Below are 15,614 nucleotides of genomic sequence, written 5' to 3'. Positions count from 1 at the left end.
AGAGTGTGAGGGTGCTCGTACTCGTCGCTCCAGGCCAAGGCGCTCAGACGCCCGGCTTCCTGACTCCCTGGCTCGAACTCCCCGGCGCCGCCGAGCGCGTCGCGGGGTGGTCCGACGCCATCGGGCTCGACCTTGCCCACTACGGCACGAAGGCCGACGCGGACGAGATCCGCGACACGGCGGTGGCCCAGCCGCTGCTGGTCGCCGCGGGTCTGCTGTCCGCCTCCGCGCTCGGCACCACGACCGCCTTCGGCGCGGTCGCGGGTCACAGCGTCGGTGAGATCACGGCGGCCGCGTACGCCGGTGTGCTGAGCGAGGACGACGCGCTGTCGTTCGTACGCACCCGGGGGCTCGGCATGGCCGAGGCCGCCGCCGTCACCGAGACCGGCATGGCCGCGGTGCTGGGCGGTGACCGTGACGTGGTCGTCGCGCACCTGGAGAAGCTGGGGCTGACCCCGGCGAACATCAACGGTGCGGGCCAGATCGTGGCCGCCGGCACCGTGGAGCAGATCGCCGCCCTCGTGGCCGACAAGCCCGAGGGCTCCATGAAGGTCGTCGCCCTCAAGGTCGCGGGCGCGTTCCACACCCACCACATGGCGCCCGCGGTCGCCACGCTGGAGAAGGCCGCCGAGGCCCTCACCCCGGCGGACCCGGCGCTGAAGTACGTGTCGAACAAGGACGGTCGGGTCGTGACCACGGGCGCCGACGTCGTCGCCCGCCTGGTCGGCCAGGTGGCCAATCCGGTCCGTTGGGACCTGTGCATGGAGACGTTCGCCGAACTGGGCGTCACCGGGATCGTCGAGCTCTGCCCGGGCGGCACCCTGCAGGGGCTGGCCAAGCGTGCGCTCAAGGGCGTGCCGGCCGTCGCCCTGAAGACGCCGGACGATCTCGACAAGGCCGCCGCGCTCCTCGCCGAGCACGCGGTCTGAGAGAAGGAGCCCACACAGCATGTCGAAGATCAAGCCGGCCAAGGGCTCCCCGTACGCCCGCATCCTCGGGGTGGGCGGCTACCGCCCGGTCCGCGTGGTGCCCAACGAGGTCATCCTGGAGACGATCGACTCGTCCGACGAGTGGATCCGTTCGCGTTCCGGCATCGCGACCCGGCACTGGGCGTCGCCGCAGGAGACCGTCGCCGCGATGTCGGTGGAGGCCTCCGGCAAGGCGCTGGCCGACGCCGGCGTCTCCCCCGAGCAGATCGGCGCCGTGATCGTCTCCACGGTGTCGCACTTCAAGCAGACCCCGGCCGTCGCGACCGAGATCGCGCACCGGATCGGGGCCGTCAAGCCCGCCGCTTTCGACATCTCCGCAGGCTGTGCCGGGTTCGGTTACGGCCTGACCCTGGCCAAGGGCCTGGTGGTGGAGGGGTCGGCGCAGTACGTCCTCGTCATCGGTGTCGAGCGGCTTTCGGACCTCACCGACCTGGAGGACCGCGCGACGGCCTTCCTGTTCGGCGACGGCGCCGGCGCCGTGGTCGTCGGCCCTTCGGACGAGCCGGCCATCGGCCCCACGGTGTGGGGTTCGGAGGGCGACAAGTCCGAGACGATCAAGCAGACCGTGCCGTGGGACGAGTACCTCGGCAAGGACGGCGGGGAGAAGTTCCCGGCCATCACGCAGGAGGGTCAGGCGGTCTTCCGCTGGGCCGTCTTCGAGATGGCCAAGGTGGCCCAGCAGGCGCTCGACGCGGCCGGGATCACCGCGGACGACCTGGACGTCTTCATTCCGCACCAGGCAAACATGCGGATCATCGACTCGATGGTGAAGACTCTGAAGCTGCCGGAGCACGTCACGGTCGCCCGTGACGTCGAGACCACCGGCAACACCTCGGCCGCCTCGATTCCGCTCGCGATGGAGCGGCTCCTGGCGACCGGTGCGGCGAAGAGCGGCGACACGGCGCTCGTCATCGGCTTCGGGGCGGGACTCGTCTACGCCGCGACGGTCGTTACCCTCCCCTAGGGTCGGGATCCCTTTCCCTCCCTGAACATCCAGTCAGCTAAAGAAGGAGCGCCACATGGCCGCCACGCAGGAAGAGATCCTCGAAGGTCTCGCGGAGATCGTCAACGAGATCGCGGGCATCCCGCAGGAGGACGTCCAGCTCGACAAGTCCTTCACCGACGACCTGGACGTCGACTCGCTGTCCATGGTCGAGGTCGTCGTCGCCGCCGAAGAGCGCTTCGAGGTCAAGATCCCGGACGAGGACGTCAAGAACCTCAAGACGGTCGGCGACGCCGCCGACTACATCCTGAAGAACCAGGCCTGAGCCTGACGAGCGTTTGTCGCCACCTGGCGGTGGCGCCGTGACAATTCAGCACCCCCTGAGACGTGGAGAAAGAATTCCTGTGAGCCCGACCAATCGCACCGTGGTCGTCACCGGTATCGGCGCAACCACTCCGCTGGGTGGCGACAGCGCTTCGACCTGGGAAGGTCTGCTTGCCGGCCGTTCCGGCGTATCGCCCCTGGAGGGCGAGCGTTTCGCCGAACTGCCGGTCCGTATCGCCGCGCAGGCCGCCGTGGACCCGAGTGAGGTACTGCCCCGTCCGCTGGCCCGCAAGTTGGACCGCTCGGCGCAGTTCGCCGTCATCGCGGCCCGTGAGGCCTGGGCCGACGCGGGTTACACCGCCCCGGCCGGCGAGGACGAGTCCATCGCGCCCGAGCGTCTGGGCACCGTGATCGCCTCCGGCATCGGTGGCGTGACGACCCTGCTGGACCAGTACGACGTACTGAAGGAAAAGGGTGTGCGCCGGGTCTCCCCGCACACCGTCCCCATGCTCATGCCGAACGGCCCCTCGGCCAACGTCGGCCTGGAGGTCAACGCCCGCGCGGGTGTTCACACCCCGGTCAGCGCCTGCGCCTCGGGTGCCGAGGCCATCGGCTACGCCGTCGAGATGATCCGTACCGGCCGCGCCGACGTGGTCGTCGCCGGCGGCACCGAGGCGGCGATCCACCCGCTGCCGATCGCCGCGTTCGCCAACATGATGGCGATGTCCAAGAACAACGAGCACCCCGAGCAGGCCTCGCGCCCGTACGACAAGGCCCGTGACGGCTTCGTCCTCGGCGAGGGCGCCGGCGTCGTGATCCTGGAGTCCGCCGAGCACGCCGCCGCGCGCGGTGCCCGGGTGTACTGCGAGGTCCTGGGTCAGGGTCTGTCCGCGGACAGCCACCACATCGCGCAGCCGGAGCCCACGGGCCGCGGCGTGGCCGCCGCGCTGCGGAACCTGCTCGACAACACGGGTCTGGACCCGGCCGAGCTGGTCCACCTGAACGCGCACGCCACGTCCACCCCGCAGGGGGACACGGCCGAGCTGAAGGCCCTGCGCAAGGTCCTGGGCGACGACCTCGACCACATCGCGATCTCCGCGACCAAGTCGATGACCGGTCACCTGCTGGGTGGCGCCGGCGGCATCGAGACGGTGGCGACCGTGCTGGCGCTGTACCACCGGATCGCCCCGCCGACGATCAACGTCGAGGACCTGGACGACGACATCGACGCGGACATCGTCCGCGGCGAGCCGCGCAAGCTGCCCGTCGACGGTCCGGTCTCCGCGATCAACAACTCCTTCGGCTTCGGCGGCCACAACGTCTCGCTGGCGTTCCGCTCCGTCTGAGTCGCGCACGCACCATGAGGCACGCCCCATGAGAGAGGGGCCCCACCCGGCGGTTGCCGGGCGGGGCCCCTCTCGCGTGTCGTCGGCGCGTCGCGGGGTCGGACCGGTCGCGGGGTCAGACCACCTGGTGGAGCCAGCGCACCGGGGCGCCCTCGCCTGCGTGGCGGAACGGCTCCAACTCGTCGTCCCAGGGCTTGCCGAGCAGTTTGGCGATCTCGGCCTCCAGGTCGCTCTCGCCGTGCGCGGATCGGACGAGGGCGGCGCGCAACCGGTCCTCGGGAACGAGGATGTCGCCGTGCATTCCGGTGACGGCGTGGAAGATGCCGAGTTCCGGGGTGGAGCTGTACCGCTCGCCCTCGGCGGTCGAGCAGGGTTCGGCGGTCACTTCGAAGCGCAGCAGGTGCCAGCCGCGCAGGGCGGAGGCGAGTTTCGCCGCAGTGCCCGCTTCGGCCTGCCAGGAGAACTCGGCTCTCCAGGTGCCGGGGGAGGCGGGCTGTCTGATCCAGTCGAGGTTCACCCGCACCCCGAGTACGCCCGCAACAGCCCATTCCACGTGCGGGCAGAGCGCACGCGGCGCGGAATGCACGTACAGAACTCCACGTGTCGTCACCGGGACCTCCAGTGTGGGACGAGGTCGGGAATAAACTCCAGAAAACGGACAGTATGTGACGTGATGTAATTTACCGGAAATGATCTGACATTGCGTCGTGGGACGTGCGGCCGAAACGCCACGGGAAAAAGCTACCGTGCGCGGGGGGCCCCGGTGTGACGTACGGTCGCTCCAAACCCCGCGAACACAGAGCATTCACTCAGCAGGACGCCCCGGAAGGACCCGGTGCGTCGAAGGAGGGACCACCCGATGGGCACCACCGCTCCACGCCGCCGCGCGCGTCGGAAGCTGACGGGCGCGGTCGCGGCGGTCGCCGTGCTGGCCGGGGTGGTCACGGGGTGTGACGGTGGCGAGCCGGCGTCCGAGGGCGAGCGGGGGGCGCAGGCCCGTCCCCGTTGGAACACCGCGCCGGCCTCGATCGCCGCCGTGGGCGACTCCATCACGCGCGGCTTCGACGCCTGTTCGGTGCTGGCGGACTGCCCGGAGGTCTCCTGGGCCACCGGCGACGACCCCGAGGTGGACTCCCTCGCCACCCGCCTGATCGGGGCCGCCGAGGCGCCCGCGCGCAGTTGGAACCACGCGGTGACCGGCTCGCGCATGGCGGACCTGCCGGGGCAGCTGGCGTCGGCGGCCGCGCACAAGCCCGACCTGGTCACGGTCATGGTGGGCTCCAACGACGCCTGCCGGCCGCTGACTTCGTCGATGACCTCGGTGGCCGACTTCCGGGCCGGTTTCGAGAGGGCGCTGGCCGGTCTGCGGGCGGCGTCCCCGACCTCGCAGGTGTACGTCTCCTCCGTGCCGGACCTCCAGCGGCTGTGGGAGCAGGGCAAGGACCTGCCGATGGTGCGCCAGATCTGGAAGCTGGGGATCTGCCAGTCGATGCTGGCCGATCCGCTCTCCCTGGCGACGGGGGCGACCTCGCGGCGGGAGGAGGTGCGGGCGCGGGTGGTCGAGTACAACGAGGTACTGCGCGAGGTCTGCGCGAAGGACTCCCTCTGCCGCTACGACGGGGGCGCGGTGTTCCAGTACCCGTTCTCGGCGAAGCAGTTGAGTCGCTGGGACTTCTTCCATCCGGGGAAGAACGGGCAGGCTCGGCTGGCCGAACTCGCGCACCGACAGGTGACGGCGGCAGAGCCGCCACGTTGACGGTTGGTACGGACCGGGGGTGGGCGTCAGGGCCCTCCCCCGGTCCGGTTCATGGGTGTTTTCCGGCCATGCGTCGGGTCACCCGATGTCGAGGGTCGCCGTCAGCCGGGTGTCGCCGTGGGCATGGCTCGCGCGGACCTCGTAACCGCCGCCGATCCGCCGCCAGTCGCGCGTGTCCTTGTCCCAGATCTCGAAGGCCCGGTCGGGCAGCTCGATCTCGACCTCGACGCTCTCGCCGGGGCCCGCCTCGACGGAGGCGAAGCCGGCCAGCCAGCTCGCGGGGCGCTCGACGGGGTCGGCGAGCGGGGCGAGGTAGACCTGGACGACCTCGCGGCCGGTCCGGGTGCCGGTGTTGGCGAGGCGGACCCGGGCGGTGGCGCCGCTGACCTCCAGGGACTCGTACGTCCAGTCCGTGTAGCCGAGGCCGTGGCCGAACGGGTAGCCGGGGACCACGCCCCGGGCCTCGTACGCCCGGTAGCCGATGAGGAGCCCCTCGCGGTACTCCAGCCTGCCGTCGGTCGGGGTCACCTCGGTGACGGGCGCGTCGGCGAACGCGGCGGGCCAGGTGGTGGGCAGCCGGCCGCCGGGCTCCACCTCCCCGAGGAGCACGTCGGCCAGCGCGGCGCCGCCCTCCTGCCCGGGGAACCAGGTCAGGAGCACGGCCGCGACGTCCGCGCGCCAGGGCAGTTCCACGGGGGAACCGGCGTTGACCACGACCACGGTGTTCGGGTTGGCGGCGGCGACGGCCGCGACCAGGTCGTTCTGCCGGCCGGGCAGGGTCAGGTCGGTGCGGTCGAACCCCTCCGACTCCACGCGCTCGGTGGTGGCGACGACCACCACGGCGGTGTCGGCGGCCCGCGCGGCCGCGACGGCCTCGGCGATGAGCTCGTCCGGGTCGCGCCGGGGGCCGAGGTGGAGCAGGGAGAACATGATGGCCCGCAGCGGCAGACGCGTCGTGTCGGGGACCTGGAAGGTCAGCGACACCTCGACGGGCTCCCCCTCCGTCAGCGGGACGCGGGCGCGCTCGCTGGGGGCTCCGAAGAAGGCCTCGAAGGGGTCGGCCTCGTCGCCCATCTCCTGGACGCCGTCCCACAGGGTGCGGCCGTCGACGGCGAGGGCGAAGGCGCCGAGGCCGCGGGTGCCGAAGGCGTGCTCGCCGCTCTCGCGCGGCAGGAAGGTGCCGGTGACCTCGATGCTCGCCATCGTCTCGTACGTGGCGCCCTCGGGCAGGTCGTCGCCGATCCACTGGACCTGCCCGGTGGGCAGGCCGCCTTCGCCCAGGACCGCCCCGGAGGCGTCGCGGCAGACGGCCCGCAGGTCGAAGCCCTTGTCGGCGGGGACGAGTTCCTCGCTGGGGTCGGCGCCGACGCAGAAGGTGAGCGTCCCCTCGGGCAGGGCCGCGGCGAGGCCGTCCAGCGGGGAGACGATCCGCTCGGGGAAGACGGTGGCGGAGCCGCCGCCGAGGACCCGGGCGTCGCGGGCGGCGGCGCCGAGGAGGGCCACGGTGCGGCCGGCGCCGGTGTCGAGGGGCAGCGCGCGCCGCCCGCCGGAGACGCTCTCGTTGCGGACGAGGACGATGCCGCGGGCAGCGATCTCGCGGGCCAGGGCCGGTCCGTCGATCGCGGCCGGGGGGGCGGTGACGACGGCCGGGGCGCCCTCCAGGAGGCCGACGCGGGCGGCGAGCCGCAGGACGTTGCGCACGGCGTCGTCGACGGCGGACTCGGGTACCTCACCGGCGCGGACGGCCTCGGCGAGGGCGGGGCCGTAGACGGTCTGCGGGCCGGGCATGGCCACGTCGAGGCCGCCGAGGATGTCGCCGGTGGTGGAGCGGGCGGCCATCCAGTCGGAGACGTTGTAGCCGTCGAAGCCCCATTCGGCGCGCAGGACCTCGTTGACCAGGTACCGGTTCTCGGTCATCGAGGTGCCGTTGACCCGGTTGTAGGAGGTCATGATGCCCCAGGGGTGGGCGTTGGTGACGATGGCCTCGAAGGGGGCCAGGTACAGCTCGCGCAGCGGACGGGGCGCGATCACGCAGTCGACGGTGAAGCGCTCGGTCTCGGCGTCGTTGCCGACGAAGTGCTTCACGGTGGTGCCGACGCCGCCGTCCTGGACGCCCTGGACGTAGCCGGTGCCGATGGTGCCGGTGAGGTACGGGTCCTCGGAGTAGCACTCGAAGTGCCGGCCGCCGAGCGGGGATCGGTGCAGGTTGACGGTGGGGGCGAGGAGGACGTGGACGCCCTTGCGGCGCGCTTCCTGGGCCAGGAGCCGGCCGGCGCGGCGGGCGAGGGCGGGGTCCCAGGCGGCGGCGAGCGCGGTCGGGGACGGCAGGGCGATGGAGGGGTCGTCGGCGGTCCAGCGCACGCCGCGCACCCCGATGGGGCCGTCGGACATGACCAGGGAGCCCAGGCCGATCTCCGGGAGGGCGGGCAGCGACCACATGTCCTGGCCGGCGAGGAGCCGGGCCTTGGTGTCGAGATCCAGCTTGTCCCGTGCGGCTTCCGCGGTGTCGTGGCGGACCTGTTCGGCATCGGTCACGGCCGAGCCTCCTCATCGAGTGCGGTGCGTGCGGGTGCGCGGTGCGGTGCGGTGCGTGCCCATCGTGGACCCGATACCTGGTGGGCGGTAGGGTTCGTTATTCTTTCGTGATCTCGGCTTGTCGGGCGTGGATCGCGTACGGTCCTGCGAGCAGGGGTGCGCGTCGGAGGGAGTGCCGGGCCATGGTCAGGGCGAGGAGCGAGGAGCGGCGCGGCGACATCGTCCGCGCGGCGGTCGAGGTGATCGCCGAACGCGGCTACCGGGGGGCGTCGCTCGGCGCCGTGGCGGAACGGGTGGGTCTGACCCAACAGGGGCTGCTGCACCACTTCCCCACCAAGGAGGCGTTGCTCGTCGCGGTGCTGGAGGAACGCGACCGCTGGGACACCGGCGGCGGCTCGCGCGCCTCCGCCGACACCTGGCGGCTGGACCTGCTGGCCTCGCTGGTGGACTACAACGCGATGCGGCCGGGCATCGTGCAGACCTTCTCGGCGCTGCTGGGCGAGAGCGTCACCGACGGGCACCCGGCCCGGCGGTTCTTCACCGAGCGGTACGCGCAGGTCCGGGGCGAGATGGCCGCGGTGCTGCGGGCCGAGTTCGGGGACCGGCTGCCCTCGGGCCTCACCCCCGAGCAGGCGGCGCCCCTGCTCACGGCGGTGATGGACGGCCTCCAGTACCAGTGGCTGCTCTCCCCCGAGTCGGTGGACATGCCGGCCGCGTTCCGCTCGTTCCTGACGCTGCTTCGGGGGACCTCCGCGACCCCCTAGCGGCCCCCCGGCGACCCGCACGGCCCCGCCGGACGGGACGGCGGCCGGGCCGGCATGCTGAGCGCATGAGGATAGCCGCAGCCCAGATGACCTGCGTCCCGGCCGATGTCGAGGCCAACTCCGCGAAGGCCGCCGCCCTCGCGGCCGCGGCCCGCGACCAGGGCGCCGCACTCGTCGTCCTGCCCGAACTGGCCCTGACCGGCTACGAGATCGAGGCGCTGACCGCCGACCCCGGCCTGTGGCTGACGGGCCCCGACGATCCGAGACTGGACCCCTTGCGCTCCGTCGGGATCGCCACCGCGGTCAACGCCGCCCTGCGCACCGACGGACCGCTGCCGGCCATCGCGACCCTGATCCACGACGCCGACGGCGCGCACGTGACGACGTACGCCAAGCAGCACCTGTTCGAGCACGAGGGGGACGCCTTCGCGCCCGGTTCCGTCGACGGGCGCTTCGAACTCGGCGGGGTCCGCTTCTGCCTGGGCGTCTGCTTCGACAACCACTTCCCCGACCTGCCCGGCCGGGGCGCGGCCGACGGCTGCTCGGTCCACCTGGCGAGTTCCCTCTACGGGACGGGCGCCGGGGTCGCGGAGCGGACCACCGTCTACCCGGGGATCGCCAAGGAGCACGGCCTGTACGTGGTCCTCGCCAACCACGTCGGGCCGGCCGGCCCGTGGACCGGCTGCGGCGGGGCGGCCGTCTGGGCCCCGGACGGTTCGGCGCTGGTCGAGGCGGACGACCACACGCAGGGCGTGGTGACGGCGGAGGTGCCGGCGTGAGCCCCGTTCCGCCCGATCCGTCGGTGCTCCACCCCGTGGCGGGACAGCCGCGCGTGGTGTTGCTCCGGCCGCTGGTGACGTCCCCGCTGATCGAGGTGGGCGACTACTCCTACTACGACGACCCGGACGACGCGACGGCGTTCGAGACGCGCAACGTGCTCTACCACTACGGGCCGGAGCGACTGGTCATCGGGAGGTTCTGCGCGCTGGGCACCGGGGTGCGCTTCATCATGAACGGCGCCAACCACCGGATGGACGGGCCCTCGACGTTCCCGTTCCCCATCATGGGCGGCGACTGGGCCGAGCACTTCGACCTGATCACAGACCTGCCCGGGCGCGGGGACACCGTGGTGGGCAACGACGTCTGGTTCGGACACGGCGCCATGGTGATGCCGGGAGTGCGGATCGGCCACGGAGCCGTGATCGCCTCCGGCGCGGTCGTGGTGGACGACGTCGCGGACTACGGCATCGTCGGCGGCAATCCGGCCCGGTTGATCCGCTCCCGGTACGAGGCGGCGGACGTCGCCCGGCTCCTCGCGATCGCCTGGTGGGACTGGCCGGTCGAACACCTCACCCGGCACGTGCGGACCGTGATGTCGGGCAGTGTGGACGCGCTGGAGGCGGCCGCCCCCTGATTCGCCCGGCCTGGGTCGTCTCTCTCGGATCTTGTCGGCCCCGGCAAGATCCGAAAGAGACGGCCTAGGAGTAGGCGGGCGGCGGCGGGCCGAAGCCGGTGGCCTGCGGCGCCGCAGGACCCTGGGCGGGTTCGTCGGTGCCGGTTCCCCCCTCGGGGCCCTCTGGGCCGGTGTCCGCGCCCACCAGGTCGCGGGCCATCAGGGTCGCCCCGGCCACGGCGCCCGGCATCAGGAACACGGCCACCAGCGGGACGAGGAACGCCAGCACCAGCGGCACGCCGAAGCCGAGCGCCATCGCGCGCCGGCCCCGCAGCAGGACCAGTTGCTCGTCGAGGTCGACGCGACGGCGCTGGAGGGCGACCGAGGTGAGTTCCTGGGTGAGGAAGTAGCCGGAGACGCAGAAGCCGATCGCCGGGACCACGGTCTGCCCGATCACCGGGATGAACCCGAGGGCGAACAGCAGGATCCCGTACAGCACCACCCGGCCCAGCAGCCGGACGCTGTCACGGGCGGAGATCCACAGGTCCTGCCACAGGGTGCGGCCCGACTCGGGGACCTCGCCGCCCTCGGCCCGGTCGACCTGCTCGGACAGGGACTCGTAGAAGGGCTGGCCGACCAGCAGGGTCACGGCGGTGAAGGTGATCACCGCGAGGAAGAGTCCGAGGCTGAAGACCAGCGCGGTCAGGAAACCCCGGAACAGGCTCAGCCAGGGCGAACCCCAGTCGTCGGCGAAGGGGGTCAGCCAACCGGCGAGGTCGTCGGCCCCGTATCCCAGCCCGATGAGGGCGCCCGCGTACAGCACCAGCGCCACCAGTCCCGGCAGCAGGCCGACGCCGAACCACCGTCCGTGGCCGAAGACCCACCGCTGTCCGGCGAGCAGGTACCGCAATCCCCCCGCGAAAGCACTCATGCGCGCAGTTTACGGCGAAGGCCGCGCCCCCTTGAGGGCGCGGCCTTCGCGACGTGCGGGGTGCGGATCAGACGGCCAGCTCGACCGTGATGTTGCCGCGGGTCGCCTTGGAGTACGGGCAGACCTGGTGGGCCTTCTCGATGAGGTCCTTGGCGGTGGCGGCGTCCACGTTCGGGATCGACGCCGAGATCTTGACGATCAGGCCGAAGCCGTCGTCGTTCTTGCCGATGCCGACCTCGGCGGTGACGGTCGAACCGGAGATGTCGGCGTTCTCGTTCTTGGCGACGACACCCAGGGCGCCCTGGAAGCAGGCGCTGTAGCCGGCGGCGAACAGCTGCTCCGGGTTGGTGCCGGCGCCGCTGCCACCGAGCTCCTTCGGCGGGTTCACCACGACGTCGAGCTTGCCGTCGTTGGTGGCGACGCGGCCGTCACGGCCGTTCTCGGCGGTGGCGACAGCGGTGTACGCGACATCGGACTGCTGGATGGACATGTAAGAAGATCCTCCTGGTAATCGCCGTGACTCGCGCCCACGATCACGACGGTGTGCAGTGAGCCTAACCGGTGAAAGAAACGATCATCTTTCCGGTGTTCTCGCCGCGCAGCATTCCGAGGAAGGCCTCGGTCGCGTTCTCCACGCCCTCCTGGACGGTCTCGTCGTAGCGCAGCTCGCCCGAGCGCAGCCAGCCGGCGACGTCCTGGACGAACTGCTCCTGGATGTCGGCGTGGTCGCCGACCAGCACGCCCTGCAGGCGCAGGCGCTTGCCGATGACCTGCACGAGGTTGCGCGGGCCGGGGGCGGGCTCGGTGTCGTTGTACTGGGCGATGGCGCCGCAGAGGGTGGCGCGGCCGTGCACCTTGAGGGAGGAGATCGCGGCTTCCAGGTGGTCTCCGCCGACGTTGTCGAAGTAGACGTCGATGCCCTCGGGGGCGGCTTCCTTCAGCTGCTCGGCGACGGGGCCGTTCTTGTAGTTGAAGGCGGCGTCGAAGCCGTACTTCTCCGTGAGGAGGGTCACCTTCTCGTCCGAGCCGGCCGAGCCGATCACCCGGGACGCGCCCTTGATCTTCGCGAACTGGCCGACCAGGCTGCCGACCGCGCCGGCCGCGCCGGAGACGAAGACGGCGTCGCCCTCCTTGAAGGAGGCGACCTCGAAGAGGCCGGCGTAGGCGGTCAGGCCCGGCATGCCGAGCACGCCGAGGTAGGTGGAGAGCGGGGCGAGCGAGCCGTCGACCTTGGTGGCGTGCTTGGCGTCCAGGTCGGCGTACTCGCGCCAGCCCAGGCCGTGCAGGACGTGGTCACCGACCGCGAAGCGCTCGTCGGCGGAGGCGACGACCTCGCCGACCGCGCCGCCGTCCATCGGCTTGTCGAGCTGGAAGGGCGGTACGTAGGACTTCACGTCGTTCATCCGGCCGCGCATGTACGGGTCGACGGACATGTGGAGGTTGCGCACCAGGATCCGGCCGGCCGAGGGTTGCGCGTTCACGGGGACCTCGCGCAGGGCGAAGTCCTCGGCGACGGGCCAGCCCTGCGGGCGGCGGACGAGGTGCCACTCGCGGCTCACGGCGGGGATCTCGGACATGGTGGGCTCCAGACGCTCGGGGTGAAGAGAACGGAAGAAATGCTTCACAACCTGAAACAACCATGCTCCTGGATATTTCATGTTGTCAAGTAAATGGGTACGCTGGATCCATGCCCAGTCGTCGCGCAGACCCACTGACCCTTGAGGTCGTCGAGCTCATCGGCGACGTCGTGGCCCGCTACCACCAGGAATACGAGCACGCGGCAGCCAGCCACCAGCTCACAGGAGCCCAGGCCAGAGTGCTGAACCTGCTCTCCCTGGAGCCGACGGCCATGCGCAAGATCGCGCAGAAGCTGAAGTGCGAGCCGTCGAACGTCACCGGCATCGTGGACCGGTTGGAGAGCCGCGGCCTGGTGGAGCGGCGCCCGGACCCGGCCGACCGCCGCGTGAAGCTGGCCGCCGCCACCGAGAAGGGCCTTCAGACCGCGGACCGGCTGCGCGAGTCGCTGGACTTCGCGCGCGAGCCGCTGGCCGGCCTGTCCACGGCCGAGCGGACGGCCCTGCGGGACCTGCTCAGGAGGATGCTGGGCTGAGGCCCGGCTCCCCGCCCCTCAGCAGAGGAACCAGATCCAGCACTCGCTCTTGGTGGGCGTCGGCGTGGGGGTGGGCTTCGGGGTCGCCGTGGGCTTCGGCTGCGCGGTCCCGGACGACGTGCTCGGCGAAGGCTGCCCCGAGGTCGAGGGCTTCGCGGACGGCCCCGGCCCCGGGCCGCCGGTGCGGGACGGTGACGGCGACGACTCCCGGGAAGCGGACGCGCTCACCTCGGGCCCCGGCTCCGCGGAACCGCTCGGCGAGGCGGTGGACCCGGCCGTCCTGGTGGCGATCACGGAGGCCTTCGTGCCTCCGGTGCCCTTCGACGGCGCCGAGGGCGCGTCCGTGCTCGGCAGGGCGGGCGCCGGGACCGGCTGTTGCGGTCCCGCGTCGTCGGTCAGCACGACCTCGGTCGCCCGGTCGGTGCGTTCCTCGTCCGTCACCATCCGGGCCAGTGCCACGGACCCGCCGGTGGCCAGCGCCAGCCCGAGCCCGACGGCGAGGACGGTCCGGCTCCTGCGGTTCGCGGTGCGGCGCCGTGCGGCGGACCGGCCGTCGGGCGGGCCGGACAGGGTGACGAGCGAGTCGACGTACACGTCGGAGGCCTCGGGCCGCTCCCGGACCGGCTCGGGATACCCGGGCTCGACGTACCCGGGCGCCGCGTGGTCGACGTACTCGGACGCCGCGTACTCGGACGCCGGATACCCGGGCTCGGCGTACCCCGGCTGCCCGTACCCCGGCTGCGCGTACTGCGGCTGCTCGTACTGCGGCGCGTGTCCCGGCTCCGGGTGGCCGGAATCGGCGTACCCGGTGTACCCGGGCTGCGGCGGGGCGACCTGCGGGTCGTACCCGGCCGGGGCGGCGGGGGCGGTCGGGGCCGCGGGGGTCAGGTATTCGGCCGGGGTTCCGCACCCGGCGCACGCCAGTGCGCCATTGAGGTGTCTCCGGCAGGCGTGGCAGAAGTTCATGGCGCCCGCAGGTTATGCGGCGAGGGAGCACATCCGGGTCCCGGGAACGTAAGGATTCTGTGTGGAATCGTTGACTCCATGACGCTGAACCACGGTCCGAGCGCCCCGGCCCCCTTCGGCGCGGCCGGTTTCCAACTGGTACTGCTGCGCAGGATGGCCGACTTCCGGCCGGACCTCGCCGAGGAGGCCCGGCTGCGCCTCGGCGCCTCGCTCGCCGAGCAGCGGGAGGCGAACAGGCGCTGGCAGGCCATGGTCAGGTCGCCGCGTTCGCGCGGGGCGCTGGCCCGCTACCGGTCGGTGCTGGGCCCGGCGGAGTCCACCGGGCGCCGCAGGATCGGCGACCTGGAGTGCGAGGCCCTGCTGTGGCCGGTGCCGCTCTGGCCCGACCTGCGCTTCGAGGTGCTGGCCGCGCCCGATGGGGCGGTGTGGAACGAGTGGCTGATTCGGGCCCCGGGCGCGCCGGCGCCCGTCCTGGAGACGGCGGCGGACCTGCTGCCCTGGTCCGCGACGGTGGACGAGGTGGCGCGGGCGTTCGCCCCGGTTCGGCCGATGGAGGGAACCGCCCCGACGCGGTGGCGGCTCGCGTTCGCCGCGTCGGGGGCGCCGTACGTCGCGGAGTTCACGTACGGACTGCTCCAGGAGGTCCGGCCCGGCGGGAGCTGACCGGGGCGCGGTCAGGAGCGCGGGACGGCCGGGGTCAGGAGCGCAGGAAGGCCGGGGTCAGGAGCGCAGGAAGGCCCGGACGCCCGCCGAGGTGGCGTCGTCGCCGAGCAGGTCGTTGTGCCCCAGGCAGCCGACGGGGGTGTTGGCGGCCCCGGTCAGCGGGACGCTGTTGTCGGGGTTGACGACCTCGTCGCAGTTCGACCAGAAGGTGGCGTAGCCGACCGCCCCCGGTGTCTCGTCGCCGGCGGCCAGGTTCTTGACGACGTACGAACCGGGCGTCATGTCCCGGCACGCCTGGTCCCACAGGGCGCAGCCCCAGGCGATGGAGGTGCCGTGGTTGGGGCCGGCCAGCGAGACCAGGTGGTCCACGGTCGCGCCGCCGCCGCCGTACGTGACGTACCAACGGCTGACGAGGGATCCGAAGGAGTGCGCCACGATGTCCACGCGGGCGGCGCCGGTCTCCCGGCGGACCTGCTCGACGTACGCGCCGAGCCTGCCGGAGAGGACCTCGTTGACGGACTGGTGGGTGTCGTACCCCCAGGAATACAGCTCCGCGTCGGCGTACCCGTCGGCGCGCAGGTCCTCCCGCAGCGAGCCCCAGACGCCGGGGTCGGCGTTGTAACCGTGCACCAGGACCACCGGATTCCGGGTGGGGGCCTGCCGGGGGGCGGCCCGGTCGGCGGCCTGGGCCGGGAAGGGTGCGAGCAGGGCCAGGCAGAGCGTCAGGAGCGCCAGGAATCTCTGGCGGGGCGTCAGCATCGGGTCCCCCTTACCTTGTTACGCGCGAGTAGCGCGGACGGTGCGCGCATCGTGCTGCCTGTCGGTACAGAAATCCACCCCCGTGCAGCACCTCTCGGCCCATCAGGCACACCCCACCCGGAGCATTCCAACGGG

Annotated in this window: 17 protein-coding genes; 10 read left to right on the top strand and 7 right to left on the bottom strand. The window is 72.1% G+C overall.

Going from position 1 to position 15,614, the window contains the following annotated elements; translation table 11 throughout:
- The first annotated feature begins 11 nt into the window (after window positions 1–11).
- The 4 genes from ACIRO3_RS11105 (at window position 12) to fabF (ending at window position 3,602) form a co-directional block, all read left to right on the top strand.
- Window positions 12–929 (top strand): ACP S-malonyltransferase, encoded by a 918-nt coding sequence (locus ACIRO3_RS11105; protein WP_361780155.1) that lies wholly within the window; start codon window positions 12–14, stop codon window positions 927–929.
- Between the two features lie 19 nt (window positions 930–948).
- On the top strand, window positions 949–1,953 hold the full coding sequence (locus tag ACIRO3_RS11100; protein WP_361780158.1) for a ketoacyl-ACP synthase III: 1,005 nt from the start codon (window positions 949–951) through the stop codon (window positions 1,951–1,953).
- Window positions 1,954–2,008: 55 nt separating this feature from the next.
- The gene (locus ACIRO3_RS11095; RefSeq protein WP_053677848.1) at window positions 2,009–2,257 is read left to right on the top strand and encodes an acyl carrier protein; all 249 of its coding nucleotides are present in this window, start codon (window positions 2,009–2,011) and stop codon (window positions 2,255–2,257) included.
- Between the two features lie 79 nt (window positions 2,258–2,336).
- On the top strand, window positions 2,337–3,602 hold the full coding sequence (fabF, locus tag ACIRO3_RS11090) for a beta-ketoacyl-ACP synthase II (RefSeq protein ID WP_361780161.1): 1,266 nt from the start codon (window positions 2,337–2,339) through the stop codon (window positions 3,600–3,602).
- A gap of 115 nt (window positions 3,603–3,717) precedes the next feature.
- Here fabF and ACIRO3_RS11085 read toward each other — a convergent pair whose 3' ends face one another.
- A complete protein-coding gene (locus ACIRO3_RS11085) occupies window positions 3,718–4,212 on the bottom strand; it encodes a DUF3145 domain-containing protein (RefSeq protein WP_361780164.1) in 495 nt (164 codons plus the stop codon).
- Window positions 4,213–4,461: 249 nt separating this feature from the next.
- Between ACIRO3_RS11085 and ACIRO3_RS11080 the strand changes: the two genes are divergently transcribed.
- Entirely contained in the window at window positions 4,462–5,358 is an 897-nt protein-coding gene (locus tag ACIRO3_RS11080) for an SGNH/GDSL hydrolase family protein (RefSeq protein WP_404134878.1), read from the top strand.
- A gap of 78 nt (window positions 5,359–5,436) precedes the next feature.
- On the opposite strand, the gene ACIRO3_RS11075 is transcribed toward ACIRO3_RS11080, so the two are convergent.
- Window positions 5,437–7,893 (bottom strand): beta-glucosidase, encoded by a 2,457-nt coding sequence (locus ACIRO3_RS11075; protein WP_404134875.1) that lies wholly within the window; start codon window positions 7,891–7,893, stop codon window positions 5,437–5,439.
- Window positions 7,894–8,075: 182 nt separating this feature from the next.
- On the opposite strand from ACIRO3_RS11075, the gene ACIRO3_RS11070 reads away from it, so the two are divergent.
- The 3 genes from ACIRO3_RS11070 to ACIRO3_RS11060 all read left to right on the top strand — a co-directional run bounded on the left by ACIRO3_RS11070 (window position 8,076) and on the right by ACIRO3_RS11060 (window position 10,071).
- Window positions 8,076–8,657: a TetR/AcrR family transcriptional regulator gene (locus ACIRO3_RS11070; protein ID WP_365999155.1), complete on the top strand. Its 582-nt coding sequence runs from the start codon at window positions 8,076–8,078 to the stop codon at window positions 8,655–8,657.
- Window positions 8,658–8,722: 65 nt separating this feature from the next.
- Window positions 8,723–9,436 carry a carbon-nitrogen hydrolase family protein gene (locus tag ACIRO3_RS11065; protein ID WP_404134870.1) on the top strand — a complete coding sequence of 238 codons (714 nt, stop codon included), beginning with the start codon at window positions 8,723–8,725 and terminating at the stop codon, window positions 9,434–9,436.
- Complete coding sequence (locus ACIRO3_RS11060; protein ID WP_366148104.1) at window positions 9,433–10,071, top strand: CatB-related O-acetyltransferase; 639 nt, start codon at window positions 9,433–9,435, stop codon at window positions 10,069–10,071. Before ACIRO3_RS11065 ends, ACIRO3_RS11060 begins: the two co-directional genes overlap by 4 nt.
- Window positions 10,072–10,135: 64 nt before the next feature.
- Here the strand turns inward: ACIRO3_RS11060 and ACIRO3_RS11055 are convergent, their stop codons facing one another.
- From ACIRO3_RS11055 to ACIRO3_RS11045, 3 genes are all read right to left on the bottom strand, one after another.
- Window positions 10,136–10,981 carry an EI24 domain-containing protein gene (locus ACIRO3_RS11055; RefSeq protein WP_404134867.1) on the bottom strand — a complete coding sequence of 282 codons (846 nt, stop codon included), beginning with the start codon at window positions 10,979–10,981 and terminating at the stop codon, window positions 10,136–10,138.
- Window positions 10,982–11,048: 67 nt separating this feature from the next.
- A complete protein-coding gene (locus tag ACIRO3_RS11050) occupies window positions 11,049–11,471 on the bottom strand; it encodes an organic hydroperoxide resistance protein (RefSeq protein ID WP_053677825.1) in 423 nt (140 codons plus the stop codon).
- 64 nt (window positions 11,472–11,535) lie between these two features.
- The gene (locus ACIRO3_RS11045) at window positions 11,536–12,558 is read right to left on the bottom strand and encodes an NADP-dependent oxidoreductase (RefSeq protein WP_365999159.1); all 1,023 of its coding nucleotides are present in this window, start codon (window positions 12,556–12,558) and stop codon (window positions 11,536–11,538) included.
- Window positions 12,559–12,668: 110 nt separating this feature from the next.
- Here ACIRO3_RS11045 and ACIRO3_RS11040 point away from each other — a divergent pair, with 110 nt between their 5' ends.
- Window positions 12,669–13,091: a MarR family winged helix-turn-helix transcriptional regulator gene (locus ACIRO3_RS11040; protein ID WP_267797901.1), complete on the top strand. Its 423-nt coding sequence runs from the start codon at window positions 12,669–12,671 to the stop codon at window positions 13,089–13,091.
- An 18-nt stretch (window positions 13,092–13,109) separates the two neighbouring features.
- Here the strand turns inward: ACIRO3_RS11040 and ACIRO3_RS11035 are convergent, their stop codons facing one another.
- On the bottom strand, window positions 13,110–14,057 hold the full coding sequence (locus ACIRO3_RS11035; protein WP_404134863.1) for a hypothetical protein: 948 nt from the start codon (window positions 14,055–14,057) through the stop codon (window positions 13,110–13,112).
- Window positions 14,058–14,135: 78 nt separating this feature from the next.
- Here ACIRO3_RS11035 and ACIRO3_RS11030 point away from each other — a divergent pair, with 78 nt between their 5' ends.
- Window positions 14,136–14,720, top strand: coding sequence for a hypothetical protein (locus ACIRO3_RS11030; RefSeq protein ID WP_404134860.1), 585 nt, complete (start codon window positions 14,136–14,138; stop codon window positions 14,718–14,720).
- Between the two features lie 57 nt (window positions 14,721–14,777).
- Here ACIRO3_RS11030 and ACIRO3_RS11025 read toward each other — a convergent pair whose 3' ends face one another.
- Window positions 14,778–15,479, bottom strand: a complete 702-nt coding sequence (locus tag ACIRO3_RS11025) for a triacylglycerol lipase (RefSeq protein WP_366148107.1) — start codon at window positions 15,477–15,479, stop codon at window positions 14,778–14,780.
- Window positions 15,480–15,614 lie beyond the last annotated feature (135 nt).

It is taken from the genome of Streptomyces sp. NPDC102278, from assembly GCF_044766345.1.
Taxonomy (GTDB): Bacteria; Actinomycetota; Actinomycetes; order Streptomycetales; family Streptomycetaceae; genus Streptomyces.
Note: the sequence above shows the minus strand (reverse complement) of the source record. Positions and strands in the feature narration are given on the sequence as shown.

Excerpts from the sequence above, each read along its gene's own strand:
- ACIRO3_RS11100 (WP_361780158.1), top strand. The coding sequence starts at position 949 with ATGTCGAAGATCAAGCCGGCCAAGGGCTCCCCGTACGCCCGCATCCTC.
- ACIRO3_RS11095 (WP_053677848.1), top strand. The coding sequence starts at position 2,009 with ATGGCCGCCACGCAGGAAGAGATCCTCGAAGGTCTCGCGGAGATCGTC.
- ACIRO3_RS11080 (WP_404134878.1), top strand. The coding sequence starts at position 4,462 with ATGGGCACCACCGCTCCACGCCGCCGCGCGCGTCGGAAGCTGACGGGC.
- ACIRO3_RS11070 (WP_365999155.1), top strand. The coding sequence starts at position 8,076 with ATGGTCAGGGCGAGGAGCGAGGAGCGGCGCGGCGACATCGTCCGCGCG.
- ACIRO3_RS11065 (WP_404134870.1), top strand. The coding sequence starts at position 8,723 with ATGAGGATAGCCGCAGCCCAGATGACCTGCGTCCCGGCCGATGTCGAG.
- ACIRO3_RS11055 (WP_404134867.1), bottom strand. The coding sequence starts at position 10,981 with ATGAGTGCTTTCGCGGGGGGATTGCGGTACCTGCTCGCCGGACAGCGG.
- ACIRO3_RS11050 (WP_053677825.1), bottom strand. The coding sequence starts at position 11,471 with ATGTCCATCCAGCAGTCCGATGTCGCGTACACCGCTGTCGCCACCGCC.
- ACIRO3_RS11045 (WP_365999159.1), bottom strand. The coding sequence starts at position 12,558 with ATGTCCGAGATCCCCGCCGTGAGCCGCGAGTGGCACCTCGTCCGCCGC.
- ACIRO3_RS11040 (WP_267797901.1), top strand. The coding sequence starts at position 12,669 with ATGCCCAGTCGTCGCGCAGACCCACTGACCCTTGAGGTCGTCGAGCTC.
- ACIRO3_RS11035 (WP_404134863.1), bottom strand. The coding sequence starts at position 14,057 with ATGAACTTCTGCCACGCCTGCCGGAGACACCTCAATGGCGCACTGGCG.
- ACIRO3_RS11030 (WP_404134860.1), top strand. The coding sequence starts at position 14,136 with ATGACGCTGAACCACGGTCCGAGCGCCCCGGCCCCCTTCGGCGCGGCC.
- ACIRO3_RS11025 (WP_366148107.1), bottom strand. The coding sequence starts at position 15,479 with ATGCTGACGCCCCGCCAGAGATTCCTGGCGCTCCTGACGCTCTGCCTG.